The sequence below is a fragment of the Enterobacter sp. MALB-1 genome (assembly GCF_041021625.1).
GTDB classification, from domain to species: Bacteria; Pseudomonadota; Gammaproteobacteria; order Enterobacterales; family Enterobacteriaceae; genus Enterobacter; species Enterobacter oligotrophicus.
On record NZ_JBDPJL010000001.1, the window covers coordinates 2,504,685 to 2,524,834 of the forward strand.

The window sequence follows — 20,150 nt, forward strand, 5'->3', positions numbered from 1 at the left end:
CAAATGAGTGTAAACAGAGGTGATCAGGTTTTAAATGACCAAAAAGGAATGTCTTATAACGACCGGAAATAAGCAGCGAAATAACAGGGCAACGGGCATTTAGATTATTTTCAGCAATGAATATCTGCCAGATGCATATATCACCGACCACCACCGGTAAAAATGGCTATTTTTGCAGCATTTTATGCCTGTATAGCCATCCTCACATCCAGAGCACTTTACGTCTTGCTTTCCTGACATCCAAAACTGGCATGAATATGCTTTTCTGTTCTAAAAGACAGTGAAACGTTCTTTATTGAGAAAAATTCACGGTCCTATCATCCCGTCATGAACTTCTTAAAGGGAAACCCTCATGACGATTTATCATTCCGTTACCGAACTGATTGGCCGCACGCCGCTGATCCAGCTACATAAACTCGATACCGGCCCGTGCTCGCTGTTTCTTAAGCTGGAAAACCAAAACCCCGGTGGCTCGATCAAAGATCGCGTCGCGCTGTCGATGATTAATGAAGCGGAGCGCAAAGGTCTGCTGCTACCCGGCGGCACGATTATTGAGGCCACCGCCGGGAATACCGGCCTCGGGCTGGCGCTGATTGCCGCACAGAAAGGGTATTCACTGATTCTGGTGGTGCCCGACAAAATGAGCCGCGAAAAAATATTCCACCTGCGCGCGCTGGGGGCTCAGGTGGTGCTGACCCGTTCCGACGTCAACAAAGGTCATCCGGCCTATTATCAGGATTACGCCCAACGGCTGGCGAACGACCTGCCCGGCGCGTTTTATATTGATCAGTTTAATAATGAAGCCAACCCGCTGGCGCACCGCACCACCACCGCGCCGGAACTGTACGAGCAACTCGATGGAAACATTGATGCCATCGTGGTCGGCGTCGGTTCCGGCGGCACGCTGGGGGGCCTGCAGGCCTGGTTTGCCGGGCACTCCCCGCATACGGAGTTTGTGCTGGCCGACCCTGCGGGTTCGGTTCTCGCCGATCAGGTGGAGACCGGGCGTTACCACGATGCGGGTTCATGGCTGGTTGAAGGGATCGGTGAAGACTTCATTCCCCCGCTGGCGCACATCGAGGGCGTTCATCGCGCCTGGCGTATTACCGACCAGGAAGCCTTTACAACCGCGCGCGCGCTGCTGAAAACGGAAGGCATTCTGGCGGGTTCCTCCAGCGGCACTTTGCTGGCAGCCGCACTGAAATACTGCCAGGCGCAGACCACGCCGAAGCGCGTTGTCACCTTCGCCTGCGACAGCGGTAATAAATATCTCTCGAAGATGTTCAACGACGACTGGATGCGTCAGCAGGGGCTAATTACGCGCCCTCAGGCTGGCGATCTTTCCGACTACATCGCCCTTCGCCACGATGAAGGCGCGACCGTTACCGCCTCACCGGATGACACTCTCTCCACCGTGCTGGCACGGATGCGTTTGTACGACATCTCCCAGCTTCCTGTGCTGGATGACGGTAAGGTCGTCGGTATCATCGACGAGTGGGATCTGCTGCGGCACATCGGCGGCGAAGGCGATCGTTTCACCCTCCCCGTCACTCAGGCGATGACGCGGCAGGTGGAGTTTCTTGATAAGCACGCACCGGAGAGCGACCTGCACGCCATTTTTGACCGCGGACTGGTCGCCGTTATCACTGACAACGAGCGCTTTCTCGGCCTGATCACGCGCAGCGACGTCCTCACCGCCTGGCGCAACCGTCTACAACAAGAAAGGAACACACGATGAAAAATCTGGCCACTCTCAGCGTTCATAGCGGCGAATTTAACGATCAGCACGGTGCGGTGATGCCGCCGATTTACGCCACCTCAACGTTTGCGCAGCCGTCACCGGGAGAACATACCGGCTATGAATATTCCCGCAGCGGTAACCCGACCCGCCATGCGCTGGAAACGGCGATTGCTAAACTGGAAAGCGGGACGCGTGGCTACGCCTTTGCGTCAGGGCTGGCGGCCATTTCCACCGTGCTCGAACTGCTGGATAAAGACAGCCATATCGTCGCCATTGATGACGTCTACGGCGGGACGTATCGCCTGATTGAAAACGTGCGCAGGCGCAGTACCGGTCTGCAGGTCAGCTGGATTAAACCGGACGATCTGGCGGGGCTGGAAGCCGCCATTCGCCCGGATACCCGGATGATCTGGGTGGAAACGCCGACCAATCCCCTGCTGAAGCTGGCGGATCTGGCGGCTATTGCCGCGATTGCCCGGCGTCATAACCTCATCAGCGTGGCAGATAATACGTTTGCGTCACCGATCATTCACCGCCCTCTGGAGTCGGGTTTCGATATTGTGGTGCACTCTGCCACCAAATACCTTAACGGCCACTCTGACGTGGTGGCTGGGCTGGCGGTCGTGGGGGATAACAAAGCCCTGGCTGACACGCTGGGTTACCTGCAGAACGCCATCGGCGGCGTGCTTGATCCGTTTAGCAGCTTCCTGACCCTGCGCGGTATTCGCACCCTTGCGTTGCGTGTGGAGAAGCACAGCACCAACGCACTCGCGATTGCGCAATGGCTTGAGCAGCACCCTCAGGTGGAAAAAGTCTTCTATCCGGGGGTGGAGTCGCACCCACAGTATTCGCTCGCCCGCTCCCAGATGGCGCTGCCGGGCGGCATGATTGCCGTGGTGGTAAAAGGTGATGCGCAACGGGCAACAGAGGTTATCCGTAACCTGAAGCTGTTCACCCTTGCCGAAAGCCTGGGTGGTGTGGAAAGTCTGGTCAGCCAGCCTTACAGCATGACCCATGCCTCCATTCCGCTGGAACAACGTCTGGCTAACGGCATTGTTCCTCAGTTGATCCGCCTCTCAGTCGGGATTGAGGATGTGAAAGACTTAATCGCCGTTCTCCACCAGGCGCTGAAAATCTGAGCAAAATGCGGCGGGCGTTCGGCCTGCCGCCATAAGATGTCATTATGCCTTAACGCCTTGATAACAATATTGTGTGAAACTGCACAGATTATTTTTGAAACGCTGTTTTCATTTTCCTTTTTGCTGAAAATCAGCGTATAATGCGCGCCTAATCCCTGGTGAATGGTTTCAGCGCTTGGAATACAAAAAACAACGTACAATTTCTCCTCTCCTTCGTTGGGCTGACACTCAGGCACACTTTCTTCTGCACGCTCATTTGATGTCTCCTATCCTTAGTGCGTGTCATATACTCTTTTGCAACACAGGTTTGACTCCGCGGCGGTGCGCCCCCGGAGCGAGATTTCCATATCCTTCCCAACTTAAAGACTAAGACTGTCATGAAAAAGACGAAAATTGTTTGCACCATCGGCCCGAAAACCGAATCTGAAGAGATGCTGACCAAAATGCTGGACGCCGGCATGAACGTTATGCGTCTGAACTTCTCCCACGGTGACTATGCTGAACACGGTCAGCGTATCCAGAACTTGCGCAACGTGATGAGCAAGACCGGTAAAAAAGCCGCTATCCTGCTCGATACCAAAGGTCCAGAAATCCGTACCATCAAACTCGAAGGCGGTAACGACGTCTCTCTGAAAGCGGGCCAGACCTTCACCTTCACCACTGACAAGTCTGTTGTCGGTAACAACGACATCGTTGCGGTGACCTATGAAGGCTTCACCAGCGATCTGTCCGTGGGTAACACCGTGCTGGTGGACGACGGCCTGATCGGTATGGAAGTCACCGCTATCGAAGGCAACAAGGTTATCTGTAAGGTACTGAACAACGGCGACCTGGGCGAAAACAAAGGCGTTAACCTGCCAGGCGTTTCTATCGCTCTGCCAGCGCTGGCTGAAAAAGACAAGCAAGACCTGATCTTCGGCTGCGAGCAAGGCGTTGACTTCGTTGCTGCGTCCTTCATTCGTAAACGTTCCGACGTGGTTGAAATCCGTGAGCACCTGAAAGCGCACGGCGGCGAGAAGATCCAGATCATCTCCAAAATCGAAAACCAGGAAGGCCTGAACAACTTCGACGAAATCCTCGAAGCATCTGACGGCATCATGGTTGCACGTGGTGACCTGGGCGTTGAGATCCCGGTTGAAGAGGTGATCTTCGCGCAGAAGATGATGATCGAGAAGTGTGTTCGCGCGCGTAAAGTGGTTATCACTGCCACGCAGATGCTGGACTCCATGATCAAAAACCCACGCCCTACCCGCGCTGAAGCAGGCGACGTGGCTAACGCCATCCTCGACGGCACTGACGCAGTGATGCTGTCCGGCGAATCCGCGAAAGGGAAATACCCGCTGGAAGCCGTTAGCATCATGGCGACCATCTGTGAGCGTACCGATCGCGTCATGACCAGCCGTCTGGACTTCAGCAACGACAGCCGCAAACTGCGCATCACCGAAGCAGTGTGCCGTGGTGCTGTAGAAACCGCTGAGAAACTGGACGCACCGCTGATCGTGGTAGCCACTCAGGGCGGTAAATCTGCTCGCGCAGTACGTAAATACTTCCCGGACGCCACTATCCTGGCACTGACCACCAACGAAACCACGGCGCGTCAGCTGGTGCTGAGCAAAGGCGTTGTTGCGCATCTGGTGAAAGAGATCGCCTCTACTGACGATTTCTACATTCAGGGTAAAGAACTGGCGCTGGAAAGCGGTCTGGCTCAGAAAGGCGACGTTGTCGTGATGGTTTCTGGTGCACTGGTTCCATCAGGCACAACCAATACTGCATCTGTTCACGTACTGTAATAATTCCCGAACGAATGCATTCTGTTAAAAAGCGCCCTCGCGGCGCTTTTTTTATTGCTGGCATTAGCTATATCTAAACAAAATAGCAAATCGGGTTTTTCTATTTAATCGCGATTTATCTAAGATGAATCCGATGAAAAATGCCTTTTTTAACATAGCTTTTTCGACAAAAATGCCAAATTCGTTGCTTCTTTGAGCGAACGATCAAAAATAGGCGTATTCCCATCAAAAAAATATTCTCAACCTAAAAAACTTTGTGTAATACTTGTAACGCTACATGGAGATTAACTCAATCTAGAGGGTATTAATAATGAATCGTACTAAACTGGTACTGGGCGCGGTAATCCTGGGTTCTACTCTGCTGGCAGGTTGCTCCAGCAACGCTAAAATCGATCAGCTGTCTTCTGACGTTCAGACTCTGAACGCTAAAGTTGACCAGCTGAGCAACGACGTGAACGCAATCCGTTCCGACGTTCAGGCTGCTAAAGACGACGCAGCTCGCGCTAACCAGCGTCTGGACAACCAGGCTACTAAATACCGTAAGTAATAGTACCTGTTAATAAAATGGCGCACATTGTGCGCCATTTTTTTTGCCTTCTCAAACGGCCTATTGCGTCACTTTCTCCCCTTCTTCTTCCGCAACCGCCGTTGACACACGACTGTTCTGTACCGATAACACAGGGTTACTGGCGGACGGGCCATTATCTGCCGACACAGCAACCGGAATGCCCGCCCGACGTGACAACGCTTTATCAATAAGCGCTTTATCACTCCCCGTCTGGGAAACAAACGCGGCAAACTCTGCGGAATGCGTAATTGGCGCAACCTGAGGGTTTTCCCCTTCAACCTGTGCCAGAGGTCGGTGAACTTCAATATAGCGTTTACCGTCAGGCTCCACGGAGAACTTCACCGGTTCATTAATGATCTGCACCCGCGTACCGACGCGTACCTGCCCGAACAGCGCCTTGATGTCCGGCGCATTCATGCGCATACAACCGGAGCTGACACGCAGCCCGACGCTGTCCGGCGCGCTGGTCCCGTGAATGAGATATTCCCCATTCCCGATGCCTAAACGCAATGCATAGCGCCCCAGCGGGTTATTTGGCCCTGCGGGCACCACCGGGGGCAGTTTGATGCCCTGTGCCAGTGAGCGCGCCCTGATGCCCGCTGTTGGCGTCCAGGTAGGGTTAGGGATTTTCTGACTCACGCGGGTAGTTGATACCGGCGTTTCCAGCCCAAGCTGCCCGATCCCCAGCGGGTAAACCTGAACGCTATTTTCACCCGGCGGGAAGTAATAGAGCCGCAGTTCTGCCAGGTTCACCACAATGCCCTCGCGCGGTGTATCCGGCAGTAGCATCTGAGACGGAATCGTTATCACCGTTCCCGGCGCAGGATTGACCGGCGCAATGGTATTATTGGTTTCAAGAATAAGCTGTGCTGCGGTATTAAACCGACGGGCAATGGTTTGTAGCTTATTGTCGCCTTCCTGAATGGTGTAGGTTTGGTTTTGACCAATAAGACGGCTGCCCTCAGGCGGCAAAGGGTAATCTACCGCTCTGGCTGAATTAAGAGCACCGAGCGAACCAAGCAGTACCAGGGTTATAAAAGACGCGCGCTTCATGCTGAGATTCCTTATTCACTGACAGAACGTCAGAAAGCTGAAAAACCAGCGAGGCAGAAACCACCTCGCGAAACAGAATGAATGCTGTCTTTTAAGTCTAGCTAAGGATTGCGGCTTTAGCGCGAATCGCGCGGATCATCGCTTCCAGCCCCTGGGAGCGGGACGGAGTGAGGTGTTGGGTTAGCGCCATTTTTTCAAACCACGGGCGCACATCAAACGTGGCAATGTCCTGCGCCGTCATCTGGTGATACAGAATAAACACAACGGCAATCAGCCCTTTCACAATTGCGGCATCGCTGTCGCCCTGTAATTCCATCACACCGTTTTTGTCAGGCTGCATCACGATCCACACCTGGCTCTGGCAGCCCTGAATAATATTATCCGGGTTATGCGCCTCTTCACTGAGCGGCGGCAGACGCTGCCCAAGCTCAATGATATAGAGGTACTTCTCTTCCCAGTTTGCGCAACGCCCAAAGTTACGCAACAGCTTCTCTTTATCCGGCAACTCTGCCATCTCTTGCCTCTCGTTAGCCCAGCAGCTGGTGAATGCGTTTTAGTCCCGCCACCAGTCTGTCGACCTCTTCCGTTGTGTTGTACATCACCAGCGATGCGCGGCACATCGCCGGAACCTGGTAAAACGCCATCAGCGGCATAGCGCAGTGGTGTCCGGTGCGCACGGCCACGCCGTAGTTATCAAGGAAACTGCCCACATCATAAGCATGGTGTTTACCCAGATTAAACGCTATTACACCCTGCCGCTCTGCAGGACCGTATAACGTAAGATCCGGCACGCCGGCCAGCTCCTGCAATGCGTAATGCATCAGCTGCTGTTCGTATTCCTGAATGGCGTCCAGACCCATCGCGGAGACGTAAGAGACCGCCGCGCCAAGCCCAATAATACCGCCCGTGTTTGGTGTGCCCGCCTCAAAACGCCACGGCGCACGCGCGTAGGTGGTGCCTTCGGTCAGGCTGACGGTGGCAATCATCGAACCGCCCCCTTCCCACGGCGGCATAGCCTGCAGAATATCTTCTTTGACGTACAACACGCCAATACCGGTAGGCCCGTAGAGCTTATGGCCGGAGAAAACATAGAAATCACAGTCCAGCGCCTGCACGTCGACCGCGTGGTGCATCACCGCCTGCGCACCATCAATCAGCACCTTCGCGCCCGCCTGATGAGCCTTCTCAATAATCTCTGCCACCGGGTTTTCAGTGCCCAGCACGTTAGAGACCTGGGTCACCGCCACCAGCCGCGTGTGTTCATCCAGCAACGCGTCGAGTTGATCAAGCTGCAGCGTCCCGTCGACGTTAAGGGGGATCACCCTCAGTTCGGCACCCACACGCTCACAGAGCATCTGCCAGGGCACGATATTGGCGTGGTGTTCCATCCGGGTGATGATGATGTTATCGCCCGCGTGTACCTGCGCGTTACCCCAGCTGTTAGCGACCAGGTTGATCCCCTCCGTGGTCCCGCGCACAAACACCAGCTCTTCCGGCGAGCGTGCATTGAGGAAAGCGGCAAGCTGGGTGCGCACGTTTTCCATACGCTGAGTCGCCTCGGCGCTCAGCGTATGAATACCGCGATGCACCGCCGCATAGCCGTGGCGGTAAAACTCCGCTTCGGCGTCCACCACCTGGTTTGGTTTCTGCGCGCTGGCAGCACTGTCGAGATAGGCCAGCGGCAGACCGTTCACTTCACGGGTCAGAACCGGAAAATCTGCCCGGACTTTCTCTACGGGAAAACTCATGCTTCGCCTCCAAGACGCCGGCCTATGCGGGCCAGCACCTGCTGTTTTAACGCCTCATCGCTCAGCGCTTCCGTCAGCTCTGCCGCAAAGGCATAGATGATCATCTTCTGCGCGGCCTGCCTGTCGATACCGCGCGAGCGCAGATAGAACATCTGTTCGTCATCAATGCGCCCGACCGTCGCGCCGTGGCTACATTTCACGTCGTCGGCGTAGATCTCCAGCTGCGGTTTGGTGTCCACTTCCGCCAGACGCCCCAACAGCAGGTTGTTGTTGGTCATCTGCCCGTCGGTTTTGATCGCGTGCTGCGCCACGTTAATCAGGCCGTTAAACACCGCGCGGCCTTTGTCACTGACAATGGTTTTATGCAGCTGACGGCTGTTGCAATACCCTTTGTTGTGCTCAAGCCAGGTGCGCGTATCACACACTTCCGAGTTGACCGGCATCGCCAGGCTGTTGATGCGCAGCGTAGTATTTTCACCGTTCAACTGCGTACTGGTGTTGTGTCGCAGCACAGCATCACCCAGCAGGAAGCTGTGGCTGTACGCCGCAGCGTCCTGCCCCAGCAGAATGTCATTATGGGCGAAGTGGTGGCTCAGCGGGTTTTCAAATGCCAGCTTGATATGGTGAAGCTGGGCATTGGCGGCCACATTCATCGTCAGACGTGCGCCCGTGAAATGGCGGGTATCATTGAGGCTGACATAATGCTCCATCACCGTCGCCTCCGCCCCTTCGGCCAGCTCAAGGTGATGGCGATAGTGCGCCGTATTGATCTCGCCACCCTCCAGTCCCTGAGTAATGTGCATTAACAGCAGCGGTTTCGCCGGACGCTGGTTACGCGTCACATGGATATGCGTCACGCTCTGCGCCAGGCTTTCTGTGAGATGCAGGAACACCTCAGGCTGAACGGCAGCAGTCAGCCGCTGGCGGTCGTCGTTAATGGTAATCTCAAACCCACTCTCCCGCGTGTTGTCGCTCAGCTCCGCCCGGAACTGTCCGTCGACAAACACCAGGCGCACGGCATCCACGTTAAGCGCCAGAGCATCACGCTGGGCCGGGCTGATATCCGCCAGCCGCGTCACAAACTCGCCGTTCAGCAGGCCATCAAGCGGCGTGTATTTCCAGTTCTCATGCTTACGCGTCGGCAGGCCGAGGCGCAACAGTTGCTGAAGGTGCTGCTGAGCCTGCTCAGAGCGCGTTTCACCCTGCGCTTCAAACAGGCGGTGCCATTGCTGGAGTGCATTACTGCTGTTCGGTAAGCCAGCCATAACCCTGCTCCTCCAGTTGTTTGACCAGCGTAAAATCGCCGGACTTCACAATACGCCCCTGATAGAGCACGTGGACGTGATCCGGTTTGATATAGTCCAGGATACGCTGGTAGTGGGTGACGATGATAAACGAGCGTTTGCCGTCGCGCAGGGAGTTGACGCCATCGGCGACAATCTTCAGCGCATCAATATCCAGACCAGAATCGGTCTCATCGAGAATGCAAAGCTCAGGTTCGAGTACCGCCATCTGCAGGATGTCGTTACGCTTTTTCTCACCACCGGAGAAACCAACGTTGACCGAGCGGGTCAGCAGGTCTTCCGGCATTTTCAGCAACTTGATCTTCTCTTCCATTAAATCCTGGAAATCAAAACGATCCAGCGCCTCCAGGCCACGATACTTACGCACCGCATTCAGGGCGGTTTGCAGGAAGAACTGGTTGCTGACGCCGGGAATTTCCACCGGATACTGGAAGGCCATAAAGATGCCCTCGCCCGCACGATCTTCAGGAGACATCTCCAGCAGATCTTTGCCGTTAAACTCCACCGTTCCACTGGTGACTTCGTAATCCTCGCGCCCTGCCAGCGTCGCTGAAAGCGTACTTTTCCCTGAGCCATTCGGCCCCATAATGGCGTGAACTTCACCTGGTTTGACGTCAAAATTGAGGCCGCGCAGGATCGCTTTGTCTTCCACGCTTACCTGTAAATCTTTAATGCTTAACATGTGCTTTCCTTAACCGACGCTGTGTTCAAGACTAATGGCGAGGAGTTTTTGTGCTTCAACGGCGAATTCCAGCGGCAGTTCAGAGAACACATCCTTACAGAAGCCGTTCACAATCATCGAAATGGCATCTTCTTCGCTGATGCCGCGCTGCAGGCAGTAGAAGAGCTGATCTTCACCGATACGCGATGTGGTCGCCTCGTGCTCTAGCTGGGCGCTATTATTGCGGCACTCCACATACGGGAAGGTATGTGCACCGCAGTCCGCGCCAATCAGCATGGAGTCACACTGGGTAAAGTTACGCGCATTGGTAGCCGTTGGCATGATCTTAACCAGCCCACGATAGCTGTTCTGGCTGTGCCCGGCGGAGATCCCTTTTGAGATGATGGTCGATTTGGTGTTTTTACCAATGTGGATCATCTTAGTACCGGTATCGGCCTGCTGACGGCCGCTGGTCAGCGCCACCGAGTAAAACTCACCGATGGAGTTATCACCACGCAGAATGCAGCTCGGGTATTTCCAGGTGATGGCGGAGCCGGTTTCTGACTGAGTCCAGGACATCTTGCTGTTTTCACCTTCGCACAGCGCTCGTTTGGTCACGAAGTTCAGAATACCGCCGGTATTGCCATCGCCAGGGAACCAGTTTTGTACCGTGGAGTATTTCACCTCGGCGTCTTTGTGAATGATGACTTCAACCACCGCCGCGTGGAGCTGGTAGCTGTCACGAACCGGCGCAGAGCAGCCTTCGATGTAGCTGACGTAGCTGCCTTCATCGGCCACCAGAATGGTACGTTCGAACTGGCCAGTTTTCTCGGCGTTAATGCGGAAATAGGTGGACAGCTCCATCGGGCAACGCACGCCTTTCGGCACGTAGATAAAGGTGCCGTCAGAGGCCACTGCGGCGTTAAGCGCCGCAAAGAAATTGTCATTACTCGGCACCACCGTACCAATGTACTTTTTCACCAGTTCCGGGTGATCGTGGATCGCTTCGCCAAAGGAACAGAAAATGATCCCCTGCTCTGCCAGCTTTTCACGATAGGTTGTCGCGACCGATACGGAGTCAAAAATGGCGTCCACCGCCACCTCTTTCCCTTCTCGCACCGGCACACCGAGCTGGTTAAACGCTTCTTCAACCTCTTTGCTCAGGAAGCTGTTCTCAGCGCCGGTCTGCTGAACCGCTCCCGGCTGCGAGGCGCAGGTATCGTCACAGCTCCCGCAGGAGGGCGCGGAGTAGTAACTGTAATCCTGGTAATTCAGTTTGTCGTAGTGTGCTTTCAGCCAGTGCGGCTCCTCCATTTCCAGCCACGCGCGAAAAGCGCTGAGGCGGAATTCAAGCATCCACTCCGGCTCATTACGTTTAGCCGAGATCGCACGAACGACATCCTCGTTGATGCCTTTCGCCAGTTCATCGGTCTGCAGCTGCGTGAAGAACCCTTCTTTATAGTTAAGGTGTCCGCCGCTCCAGGTGTTCACATCACTCGTTGCTTCAGTATTACGAGACATAGTACCGCCTATACCCCAAAACTTTCGCCGCAGCCGCATTCGTTCTGGGCTTTCGGGTTATGGAATTTGAATAACTGGTTTAAACCTTCACGAACATAGTCGACTTCCGTTCCGTCGATAAACGGCATCGCCTGCAGCGCAACATAGAGTTTCGCGCCATCGGTCTCGAACACCAGATCATCCTTTTCAGGCTCAGTCACGGTATCAAGAACGTAGCCGAAACCCGCGCAGCCGGTCTGCTTCACGCCCAAACGCACGCCGAGGATGTCGGGCTTTTTTGCCACCAGTTCGTGGATATGCGCCGCAGCCGCAGGCGTGAGGGTTAAACCACGCCAGGCAAAATCGGCCGGATTAAAGGTTTCTGATTGCAGTTCCATAGGTCCACCTCATCTGTTAAGCCACCAGGGCATAACACCATGTTAGTGATAACGATTATCACTTCAACCCCCTGACAGCAGGGGCTTTCGGCTAATTCGCCCTTTTTAGCTACTTTTATTAAGCATAGACCCTGTCACGCGATGCTGACGGGAAGGATGTAATTGTTCAATGCATTGATTAATAATGCATTTGACTGCAGGAGCGGCATGAATCTGGTGAAAAATAAAATATGCATCGGAAATGCCTATTTTTGAGATAGATTTTTTAATTCGCGTTAAATAAGGCTAACATTGCAAATTCAGCAACTTGCGGTTTATGGCAGCAGACGATATGATTCAAATCATTGCCCCGTATTGTTTTTTATCACCTGCTTTCGGGCTCTTGCGTAACCTTCAAAATCGACAAAACACCCTCCGTTACGTCAGTCTGCCGTTAATTAAAATCTTCACGTTTCAGCGTGTGCCTCTTCTTCTTAATTCATGCAAAATGTCTGACTACGGAAGGTATAATTTTTGAGCGCTTAAAGAACTTTACTGTATACACTGTCAGTCGCCACCTACATACGCTTGACATTTTACAAAAAAGGCATTTTTTCTCCTTGCGGTCCTATACCTTTTGGGTAAACTTCACGTTGACTCCTGAATGTGAGTCCCTGAGGAGAAAAATATGAAATACTTACGTTGCATGGCCTATCATCAGGATGGCGTTTACGTTGCCGCTTGCCTTGATTTGTCCCTGGCGGCGCAAGCAGATTCAATGAAGGAAGCCATGGATAAGCTTGAGCAGCAGATAAATGCTCTGTTTGATGAAGTAGAAGCAGAGCCACAGTATGCGAAAGACCTGTTGCTGAACCGTAAAGCCCCTCTGTCTTTATGGATAAAGTATTGGTTTATTGGTCTTAAAATGCTGTTTTCCAGGAAACCAGGAAGAGCATCCCTGTTTAACGAGCCTTGTAAAGTGACTTGTTAAAGGGGGAGCGATTGAATGCTTTTTACTAAGAAGCTCACCCCTTTAAAGTATGACGAGGTTATCCGGGGCTTAAAGGCCTTAGGATTCGAAATGAAACCCAAAACGGGTACATCTCACGAGCAATGGGTAAAAATTTCTGATGGCAGAAAGCTACTTGTTACGGTCGATAAGCATCATGCCCCTTTTTCACGTGATCTTATTAAATCGATGGCAAAGCAGGCCGGAATGAATGACAGAAAATTCCATGCCTTATGCAAAGGCAGCGTTTCACTGGTCGACATCGGATTACAGCCTTCTGAGTAAAAACCGCTTCGGCGGTTTTCCCCTCACTTCTTCATTCCATATATCATCTGTATCAGTAAACCATTCCTTTGTTGGCCTGGCGCGCGGGTAAAAAGTCGTGATCAACTTAGTCATTTCGAACAATTTAACCGCGAGTCATATCGTCGGGAAGCAAGAACCCCGCGTCTGCAAGGTTCTGCGTGCTAATGAAATTAGCACTTTCCATCCCTGCCAGTATGGCGTAGCTCTTCCTGGGATGAGTGATTTATTTTATTTTCTGGCCCATTCTCACGTTTTAGCGAGATAGTTAGCACGATTAGCTGGATTCAGCGGCAAAATTTAAGGTATACATGTATAGTAATAAAATGCTTCGCCGTTAGTTTCTGGAACGATAGTGGAATATGGTGTTGGCTCATCTATTGAATCTATTACATGCCCGCTTTTATTATAAAAAACTGATTTGCTGATTTGTAACTCTTTACTTTTACAATTAATTCTCCACTGACTCATAACAAAAGCATAATGTTTACTTGCGTTTTTTATCTTCACCCAAGCTAAAAAAAACTCATTATCAGCGTACTCTTTTCGGAAAGACAAATTATTATCAATTTTTACCCAGTCATTTCCAGTGTTTTGATTCACATAATTCACTGTTTGAGCGAGTGGTGGAGTAATAACTTCTGTTTCCGGAAGCGGTGCTTTATCAAGTATGACTCTTGCACAAGCCACTCTGTTACTCATTAAGTAGGCGTTTTCTTTACAATTTTGTAGTTGTTGATCTGTCATCATTGATGTATTAACACTACATCCTATTAATAACAACGATGTCATAAGAACTAATTTATTTCTCATAAGAACAATACCCTCCCTTATGATGCGAACCCGTTCCGCCATGCGGATGCTGGCCTTTTGGGCATGCGTTTGCAAGGTTTGCTCCCGCTGCTAAAAAGAATAGTGTTGTAATGAATAATATTTTCATCATGAATCCGTTTCCTGAATATTACTCCGTAAAGTATTTATTGAATCTATTTATCAAGACTGGTCATCAGTCAATTATCCAATCTATAAATACTTCATGCAAAAAACCATGCGCAAACGCAATTATCTTCTTCGGCAGTTAAATTTTTCACACAGCCAAAACCACTTTTATTCTGAATATCTTCGTGCTCGAGCGTACACGCTATCTCGCTTTACTTTTCTGTCAACCGGGACTAAAGAAATAAAAAAGGCCCTTCCGGGCCCTTTATGTTCTTGCGTGGAAGGAGACTGAAAAACCCTGTTCCCGCCAGTAATCCAGCAACTCCTGCTGACGAGGCGTAGGGGATTTTCCCGTCCAGACAAAGATTTTTTGCCCTGGAAAGAGTTCAGGGCGCGGAGAATCAATGGGCTCTGCCAGCACATCAATATGCCAGCCCTTATGCGCCAGACGAGCGGCCTCAAGCCACAGATGCGTGCGATCGTCACACTCCCAACCGATCAGCAGGGCATCTTTCCCGGCTTTTTTTCGCGACTCAGCCAGGCTTGTGACGGCGAATTCAATCAGCACACCATCGAGCAGGCTCGCCATATGACGCACCGTGTTCTGATCCTGGCTTATTCGTTGGCGAACGGGGATGATAATGTTATCGATAAGCGCATCCGTCGCATGATCGCGGCGGAATTCACCGAGTTTGGCACGCAGTTTTGCCGGGCTGGCGTAACGCACAACGGACAGCATCTCTTCCTGAAATGACACCCAGTTTCCCTGCGTGATGACGTTTTTGTTTTCCAGCAAGGCTTTCACCTTGCCAACCGAGACGCCACTTTTCATGAGGCGCTTGATCTCTTCAATGCGCAGGATATCTTCATCGTCGAATTGACGATGTCCCCCTTCGCTGCGCTGTGGCTTCAACAATCCATAACGGCGCTGCCAGGCACGCAGCGTAACGGGGTTGATACCGCATCGTTCGGCCACTTCGCCGATACTGTAATAGGCCATTAACTCCCTCACGCTCAGAACTTCCATACCTAACTAAGCCAACCTTATCAGATTGTACAAACCATTTGTATAACTAAGACCTCATTTTGAAACAAGTGAATGGCGTACAAACCATTCACTCTGTTTATGTATTGTTGTATAAATTCAGCCGTAGGTACAGCTACCTCTGAAGAGTTATGTACAAGTTTCTCAGGAATCGAATTTTTTCTCTGGCCAGGCAATGGCAGGAACGGCCCCTTGTCGCGGGCTGGCAAACAGGTGCCCCTGGAACTGGGAAATCCCTGCAGATTCCAGCCACATCCACTCTTCTGCCAGCTCTACGCCGACAGCACAAACCTGAATTTCCAGGGAAATACAGCACTGAATTATCGCCTGAATTATCGCCTGTCGCGGGCCGCTCTTATGCACATTGGCGATCAAATCACGATTAATTTTGATTCTGTCCGGCTGAAATTGCGCCAGTAGTTGCAGCCCGGCAAACCCGGCACCAAAGTGATCGATCGCCACGCTGATGCCAGCGCTTTTCAGCTGCCTGACTGCGCTGGTAAAGTCATCGAAGCGAGAGATCGCCTCGCTCTCCGTAAACTCCACAACAATCTGTTCTGGTACAAAGCCATTTGCTTCAATGGCATTGAGCAGAAAATCTACGGCATTGGGAACATTGACCAGCGTCATAGGCAGCAGATTGATGGACAACGTCTGCCCCTGCAAACCCAGCGCACTGGCCATCGACAACGCCACTTGCTTGCTCTTCAGATCCGACTCATAGACAACATCACGAGGCAGGTTTTCAAAATAGATCTCTGGCGATTCACCGGACGGAGTGCGAACCAGCGCCTCCCAGGAGACAACCTGCTGCATAAACGGGTCCACTATCGGTTGAAATGCAAAGCTGCAGTTCGCCCCTTTTGCCACGACTTCAGGCTGCGCGGATAACGGCGTCTCTTCAGAGATAAAGTCCCAGGAGTCCGCAGGCGGCAGCTCAAAATAGTTGGCTTTTTCTGTAGCCTCAACAAAAGTGCGGAAAAACTGCAGAGGGCGATCGTTATATGCCATCTGATATTTCGTTGTGCTTCTGTCGAGCACCTGCTGCAAAACTTCATTTCTGTCGAACTGACGTAAATCAAAAAGCTCCATTCCCACGTTGCCAAAACGTCGGGTGGGGCCGTGATCGCTCAGCAGTTCCACGACATTATGATGTCTCGGATCGTGGCAAATCTGCTGGTAGATAGCCGTGACGTTTTCAACAGGCCCTTCAAGCAACTGAAAAAAATGTGTGCCGTTGAACAGCAAGATCCCCGTGACATCGGCTTGCCGGTTTTTACTGTTTGCAGCAGCTACCATTTCTTCCAGCGCTTTCACCGGAACGTCCTCGCAGATGTGACTGCGGTAAATGATGGTTGTTAGCATGCTATTCCTGGGGGTTATGGGGTCAGCCACGACATTGACGTGGGTAAAGCTATTTTATAGCACATTACCTGGCTAACAAATAATTTACATCTCAAGGCCTTACGCCCTACCCGGCGTTTCTCCTTCCGCTTGTACAATTCTGCATCAATGGAACAGGCTGTACAATATATCCTGCGACATACGCAACAAATAATCCCAATATAACCAACTGAAATATAAATATTTTATAAAATATATTATAGAAAAAGTGAAAAATTGTACATTTTAAATGTACAGATTTGAAAATTGTGTATACCTTAAATGTAACGTTACTGATTACGGATATTTACAGGAGCGAAACATGCAACAGAACGGTTACGCCGCAGATTCAGCAACAGCGATTGCGCAATATTTTGAGAAAACTGCGCTGCCAACTCAGCAGGAGACACTGGGTCAGGTGGTTGTTGAAATCCTGAGCGATGGTCGACATCTCAACCGCAAATCGCTCTGTACCAAATTATTAAGCCGCCTCGAAAATGCCAATGGCCCGGACGAGGAACAGCATTATCACATGCTGCTTGGTCTGCTCTTCGAACGCTAACGTTATGAACAGCAGTGACGCAGAGCGACTGATTGACCAGCTTATCGGAGACGCTGTTCTTTCTCTTCTGAAAGAGTGGGAACCGCTGACCATCGATCGCTTAGTTCAGCGCCTGCGGGATATGAAAGCACATGAACATAATCCCCAGCGGCGGGAGACTCTCGCGAAGGCGATCGCCGAAATCGGTGAGAACATTATCGCCTTCAGACGCGGCAGAACCGCACAGGGAAGAACCCTCAGAGAGGGACCTCTCAGAGATAACAAAGACAATGTAGTGCCGTTATTGGGTAATGGAAAACCATCCGATCCAAAGAAAATACATTGACTACCACTTTACAGCTACGGTGAAAAGAAATGAGACAACACATTCAGCTTCAACCCAAATACCATTCCGCCTTTTTAGATAGCGCGTTATCGGAGTATTTCCGTCACGCCGGCGATCGTTTTGCTGAAGAGTCCGCCATTTTTGCTACTGCAGTACGTTGTGTTCTTGCTTCCGAAGGCCACCTTACCAATAAAGCGATCATTCTTTGGCTGATCCAGACGCTGGAAACAACTGACGACGTTGTGAAGGCGGATGTTATTCGTAAAACGCTGGAAATTGTCGTGGGTTATACCATGGATGATCTGTAACCTCCCCTTCACCAACCCTTGCTAACGTGTCATCGTCAGTTTTGACGAAGCGCCTGACGATGACACGCTCCCCCTCTTCATAACTCCCTGTAAAACAACAAAAGACAATGTGGCATGGTTTCTGCTAGCTCTCCCCTACGGGACTGGGCTATCCAGTTAAACATCGCTTCATTTCTTAACAGGTCTGTTATTGATGAAAAAAATCGCTAGCGTCTGCCCTTACTGTGGTGCGGGCTGTAAATTAACTCTCGTTGTAGAAAATAACCGCATTATCCGTGCCGAAGCCGCGAATGGTGTAACCAATCAGGGCACCCTGTGTCTGAAAGGGTATTACGGTTGGGACTTCCTGAACGATACGCGTCTGCTGACTCCCCGCTTAACGCAACCCATGATCCGCTATCATAAAGGCGCTGCTTTTACGCCTGTTACATGGGAAGAAGCTATCCGCTATACCGCGCAAAAACTCAATAATATCAAAGCCCAGTTTGGCCCCCGCACAATCATGACGACGGGTTCATCAAGGGGAACCGGGAATGAAACCAACTATGTCATGCAAAAATTTGCCCGCGCGGTGCTTCACACCAATAACGTCGACTGCTGCGCGCGCGTCTGCCATGGCCCCTCTGTTGCTGGTTTACAGGAAACGCTCGGCAACGGGGCGATGAGTAATTCCATAAATGATATTGAACACTCAAAGTGCCTGCTGGTGTTTGGCTACAACTGTGCTGATTCCCATCCGATCGTCGCCAGACGGGTGCTTAAAGCGCGCGAGAACGGCGCGAAAATCATCGTCTGCGATCCGCGTCGCATTGAAACGGCACGCATCGCCGATCAGCATCTGCAACTGAAAAACGGCAGTAATATGGCCCTGGTCAACGCGTTTGGCTATGTGCTGCTGGAGGAAGAGCTGTACGACAAAAACTACGTTGCGCGCTTCACGGAAGGTCTGGATATGTATCGCCAGATGGTCAGCGATTACGCGCCGGAGAAAGTGGAACACCTTACAGGCATTCCTGCGCAGGAGGTTCGTCAGGCGATGCGTACCTTTGCCGCAGCGCCTTCCGCAACGGTGATGTGGGGAATGGGCGTAACGCAGTTTGGTCAGGCAGTGGACGTCGTGAAAGGTCTTTCCAGCCTGGCGCTATTGACCGGCAACCTGGGTCGCCCTGCCGTGGGTGTCGGCCCGGTTCGCGGGCAGAATAACGTTCAGGGTGCCTGTGACATGGGCGTTCTGCCCAATATGTTCCCCGGCTATCAGGACGTTACTGACCCGGCAGTCAGGCAAAAGTTTGCCGATGCGTGGGGGATAGACGTCAATAACATGGACGATCGTGTCGGAACGCGTATCACAGAAGTACCGCACCTTGCGCTGGAGGGGAAGGTCAAAGCCTACTACATCATGGGGGAAGATCCGCTTCAGACCGAGGCCGATCTCGGCCTGGTCCGCCGCGGTTTCGAGGCTCTCGATTTTGTCGTCGTGCAGGACATTTTCATGACCAAAACGGCGGAAGTGGCGGATGTGCTGCTGCCTGCAACCTCCTGGGGTGAACACGGCGGCGTCTTTACCTGCGCTGACCGGGGCTTTCAGCGTTTCGGCAAAGCCATTGACGCCAGCGGTAACGTGAAGCGGGACTGGGAAATCATCAGTCTGCTGGCCACTGAGATGGGCTACCCGATGCAGTACAGCTCTAACCAGCAGATCTGGGATGAGATGCGCGAGCTGTGCCCGCTGTTCTATGGCGTTACGTATGAGAAAATGGGCGAGATGGGCCATGTGCAGTGGCCGTGTCCGACGCTCGATCATCCGGGGACGCCGTACCTGTATAAAAATAATCAGTTCGATACGCCGACTGGCAAAGGACAGCTTTTCGCCGCCGCCTGGCGCGCACCGGCTGAAACTCCGGATATGGATTATCCGTTAGTGCTGTGTACCGTGCGCGAGGTCGGTCATTACTCCTGTCGTTCAATGACCGGTAACTGCGCCGCGCTGCAAAGCCTCGCCGATGAACCCGGTCAGGTGCAGATCAACCCTGCCGATGCGGATAAACGGGGCATTGCCGATGGTCAACTGGTATGGGTACGTTCACGCCGGGGTAAAGTCATCACGCGCGCCAGCATCAGCGAACGCATTAATACCGGTGCGGTGTATATGACCTATCAATGGTGGATTGGCGCATGCAACGAACTGACGCAGGATAATCTCGACCCGGTCTCCAGAACGCCGGAAACGAAGTATTGTGCAGTACAACTGGAGGCGATTGAGGACCAGCGCCGGGCGGAAGATTTTGCGGCTTCGGCGTACCAAACTATGAAATCACGGCTGATCAGCGCCGTGAACGTTTAAGGATATTGCCGGGTGAGGCGTAGCCGCCACCCGGCAATACCGTATAGCGCT

20 protein-coding genes are annotated in these 20,150 nt (G+C 52.2%); 10 read left to right on the top strand and 10 right to left on the bottom strand.

Features of this window, described 5'->3' with window-relative positions:
• The first annotated feature begins 352 nt into the window (after positions 1 to 352).
• The 4 genes from ABGB15_RS11955 (at position 353) to lpp (ending at position 5,217) form a co-directional block, all read left to right on the top strand.
• The gene (locus ABGB15_RS11955) at positions 353 to 1,738 is read left to right on the top strand and encodes a cystathionine beta-synthase (RefSeq protein ID WP_152084356.1); all 1,386 of its coding nucleotides are present in this window, start codon (positions 353 to 355) and stop codon (positions 1,736 to 1,738) included.
• Positions 1,735 to 2,880, top strand: coding sequence for a PLP-dependent aspartate aminotransferase family protein (locus tag ABGB15_RS11960; RefSeq protein ID WP_215723211.1), 1,146 nt, complete (start codon positions 1,735 to 1,737; stop codon positions 2,878 to 2,880). Before ABGB15_RS11955 ends, ABGB15_RS11960 begins: the two co-directional genes overlap by 4 nt.
• 377 nt (positions 2,881 to 3,257) lie before the next feature.
• Positions 3,258 to 4,670, top strand: a complete 1,413-nt coding sequence (gene pykF / locus ABGB15_RS11965) for a pyruvate kinase PykF (RefSeq protein WP_215723210.1) — start codon at positions 3,258 to 3,260, stop codon at positions 4,668 to 4,670.
• A gap of 310 nt (positions 4,671 to 4,980) precedes the next feature.
• Positions 4,981 to 5,217, top strand: a complete 237-nt coding sequence (gene lpp / locus ABGB15_RS11970) for a murein lipoprotein Lpp (RefSeq protein ID WP_010430241.1) — start codon at positions 4,981 to 4,983, stop codon at positions 5,215 to 5,217.
• 60 nt (positions 5,218 to 5,277) lie between these two features.
• Here the strand turns inward: lpp and ABGB15_RS11975 are convergent, their stop codons facing one another.
• The 7 genes from ABGB15_RS11975 to sufA form a co-directional block, all read right to left on the bottom strand.
• A complete protein-coding gene (locus ABGB15_RS11975) occupies positions 5,278 to 6,291 on the bottom strand; it encodes a L,D-transpeptidase family protein (protein ID WP_215723209.1) in 1,014 nt (337 codons plus the stop codon).
• Positions 6,292 to 6,388: 97 nt separating this feature from the next.
• The gene (gene sufE, locus ABGB15_RS11980) at positions 6,389 to 6,805 is read right to left on the bottom strand and encodes a cysteine desulfuration protein SufE (RefSeq protein WP_152084352.1); all 417 of its coding nucleotides are present in this window, start codon (positions 6,803 to 6,805) and stop codon (positions 6,389 to 6,391) included.
• Between the two features lie 13 nt (positions 6,806 to 6,818).
• Positions 6,819 to 8,039, bottom strand: a complete 1,221-nt coding sequence (gene sufS / locus ABGB15_RS11985) for a cysteine desulfurase SufS (RefSeq protein WP_152084351.1) — start codon at positions 8,037 to 8,039, stop codon at positions 6,819 to 6,821.
• Positions 8,036 to 9,304: a Fe-S cluster assembly protein SufD gene (gene sufD / locus ABGB15_RS11990; protein ID WP_215723208.1), complete on the bottom strand. Its 1,269-nt coding sequence runs from the start codon at positions 9,302 to 9,304 to the stop codon at positions 8,036 to 8,038. The genes sufS and sufD overlap by 4 nt, the downstream gene beginning before the upstream one ends.
• The gene (gene sufC / locus ABGB15_RS11995; RefSeq protein ID WP_152084349.1) at positions 9,279 to 10,025 is read right to left on the bottom strand and encodes a Fe-S cluster assembly ATPase SufC; all 747 of its coding nucleotides are present in this window, start codon (positions 10,023 to 10,025) and stop codon (positions 9,279 to 9,281) included. Before sufC ends, sufD begins: the two co-directional genes overlap by 26 nt.
• Before the next feature lie 9 nt (positions 10,026 to 10,034).
• Positions 10,035 to 11,525 carry a Fe-S cluster assembly protein SufB gene (gene sufB, locus ABGB15_RS12000; protein WP_152084348.1) on the bottom strand — a complete coding sequence of 497 codons (1,491 nt, stop codon included), beginning with the start codon at positions 11,523 to 11,525 and terminating at the stop codon, positions 10,035 to 10,037.
• An 8-nt stretch (positions 11,526 to 11,533) separates the two neighbouring features.
• Positions 11,534 to 11,902, bottom strand: a complete 369-nt coding sequence (sufA, locus tag ABGB15_RS12005; RefSeq protein WP_152084347.1) for a Fe-S cluster assembly scaffold SufA — start codon at positions 11,900 to 11,902, stop codon at positions 11,534 to 11,536.
• Between the two features lie 667 nt (positions 11,903 to 12,569).
• On the opposite strand from sufA, the gene ABGB15_RS12010 reads away from it, so the two are divergent.
• Together ABGB15_RS12010 and ABGB15_RS12015 are read left to right on the top strand one after the other, a co-directional pair.
• Positions 12,570 to 12,872 carry a DUF1902 domain-containing protein gene (locus tag ABGB15_RS12010; RefSeq protein WP_215723207.1) on the top strand — a complete coding sequence of 101 codons (303 nt, stop codon included), beginning with the start codon at positions 12,570 to 12,572 and terminating at the stop codon, positions 12,870 to 12,872.
• A gap of 15 nt (positions 12,873 to 12,887) precedes the next feature.
• Positions 12,888 to 13,175: a type II toxin-antitoxin system HicA family toxin gene (locus ABGB15_RS12015; protein ID WP_215723206.1), complete on the top strand. Its 288-nt coding sequence runs from the start codon at positions 12,888 to 12,890 to the stop codon at positions 13,173 to 13,175.
• Positions 13,176 to 13,493: 318 nt separating this feature from the next.
• On the opposite strand, the gene ABGB15_RS12020 is transcribed toward ABGB15_RS12015, so the two are convergent.
• The 3 genes from ABGB15_RS12020 to ABGB15_RS12030 form a co-directional block, all read right to left on the bottom strand.
• Positions 13,494 to 14,081, bottom strand: a complete 588-nt coding sequence (locus tag ABGB15_RS12020) for a surface-adhesin E family protein (RefSeq protein ID WP_215723205.1) — start codon at positions 14,079 to 14,081, stop codon at positions 13,494 to 13,496.
• A 316-nt stretch (positions 14,082 to 14,397) separates the two neighbouring features.
• Positions 14,398 to 15,132: a MerR family transcriptional regulator gene (locus ABGB15_RS12025; protein ID WP_215723204.1), complete on the bottom strand. Its 735-nt coding sequence runs from the start codon at positions 15,130 to 15,132 to the stop codon at positions 14,398 to 14,400.
• A gap of 189 nt (positions 15,133 to 15,321) precedes the next feature.
• Entirely contained in the window at positions 15,322 to 16,542 is a 1,221-nt protein-coding gene (locus tag ABGB15_RS12030) for a diguanylate phosphodiesterase (RefSeq protein WP_152084345.1), read from the bottom strand.
• Between the two features lie 340 nt (positions 16,543 to 16,882).
• On the opposite strand from ABGB15_RS12030, the gene ycgZ reads away from it, so the two are divergent.
• The 4 genes from ycgZ (at position 16,883) to fdhF (ending at position 20,099) form a co-directional block, all read left to right on the top strand.
• Positions 16,883 to 17,122, top strand: coding sequence for a regulatory protein YcgZ (ycgZ, locus tag ABGB15_RS12035; RefSeq protein WP_152084344.1), 240 nt, complete (start codon positions 16,883 to 16,885; stop codon positions 17,120 to 17,122).
• Between the two features lie 4 nt (positions 17,123 to 17,126).
• On the top strand, positions 17,127 to 17,447 hold the full coding sequence (locus ABGB15_RS12040; RefSeq protein WP_313327038.1) for a hypothetical protein: 321 nt from the start codon (positions 17,127 to 17,129) through the stop codon (positions 17,445 to 17,447).
• Positions 17,448 to 17,476: 29 nt separating this feature from the next.
• Positions 17,477 to 17,755: a biofilm/acid-resistance regulator YmgB/AriR gene (locus ABGB15_RS12045; RefSeq protein ID WP_152084342.1), complete on the top strand. Its 279-nt coding sequence runs from the start codon at positions 17,477 to 17,479 to the stop codon at positions 17,753 to 17,755.
• Positions 17,756 to 17,948: 193 nt separating this feature from the next.
• Positions 17,949 to 20,099, top strand: a complete 2,151-nt coding sequence (gene fdhF, locus ABGB15_RS12050; protein ID WP_313327035.1) for a formate dehydrogenase subunit alpha — start codon at positions 17,949 to 17,951, stop codon at positions 20,097 to 20,099.
• Positions 20,100 to 20,150 lie beyond the last annotated feature (51 nt).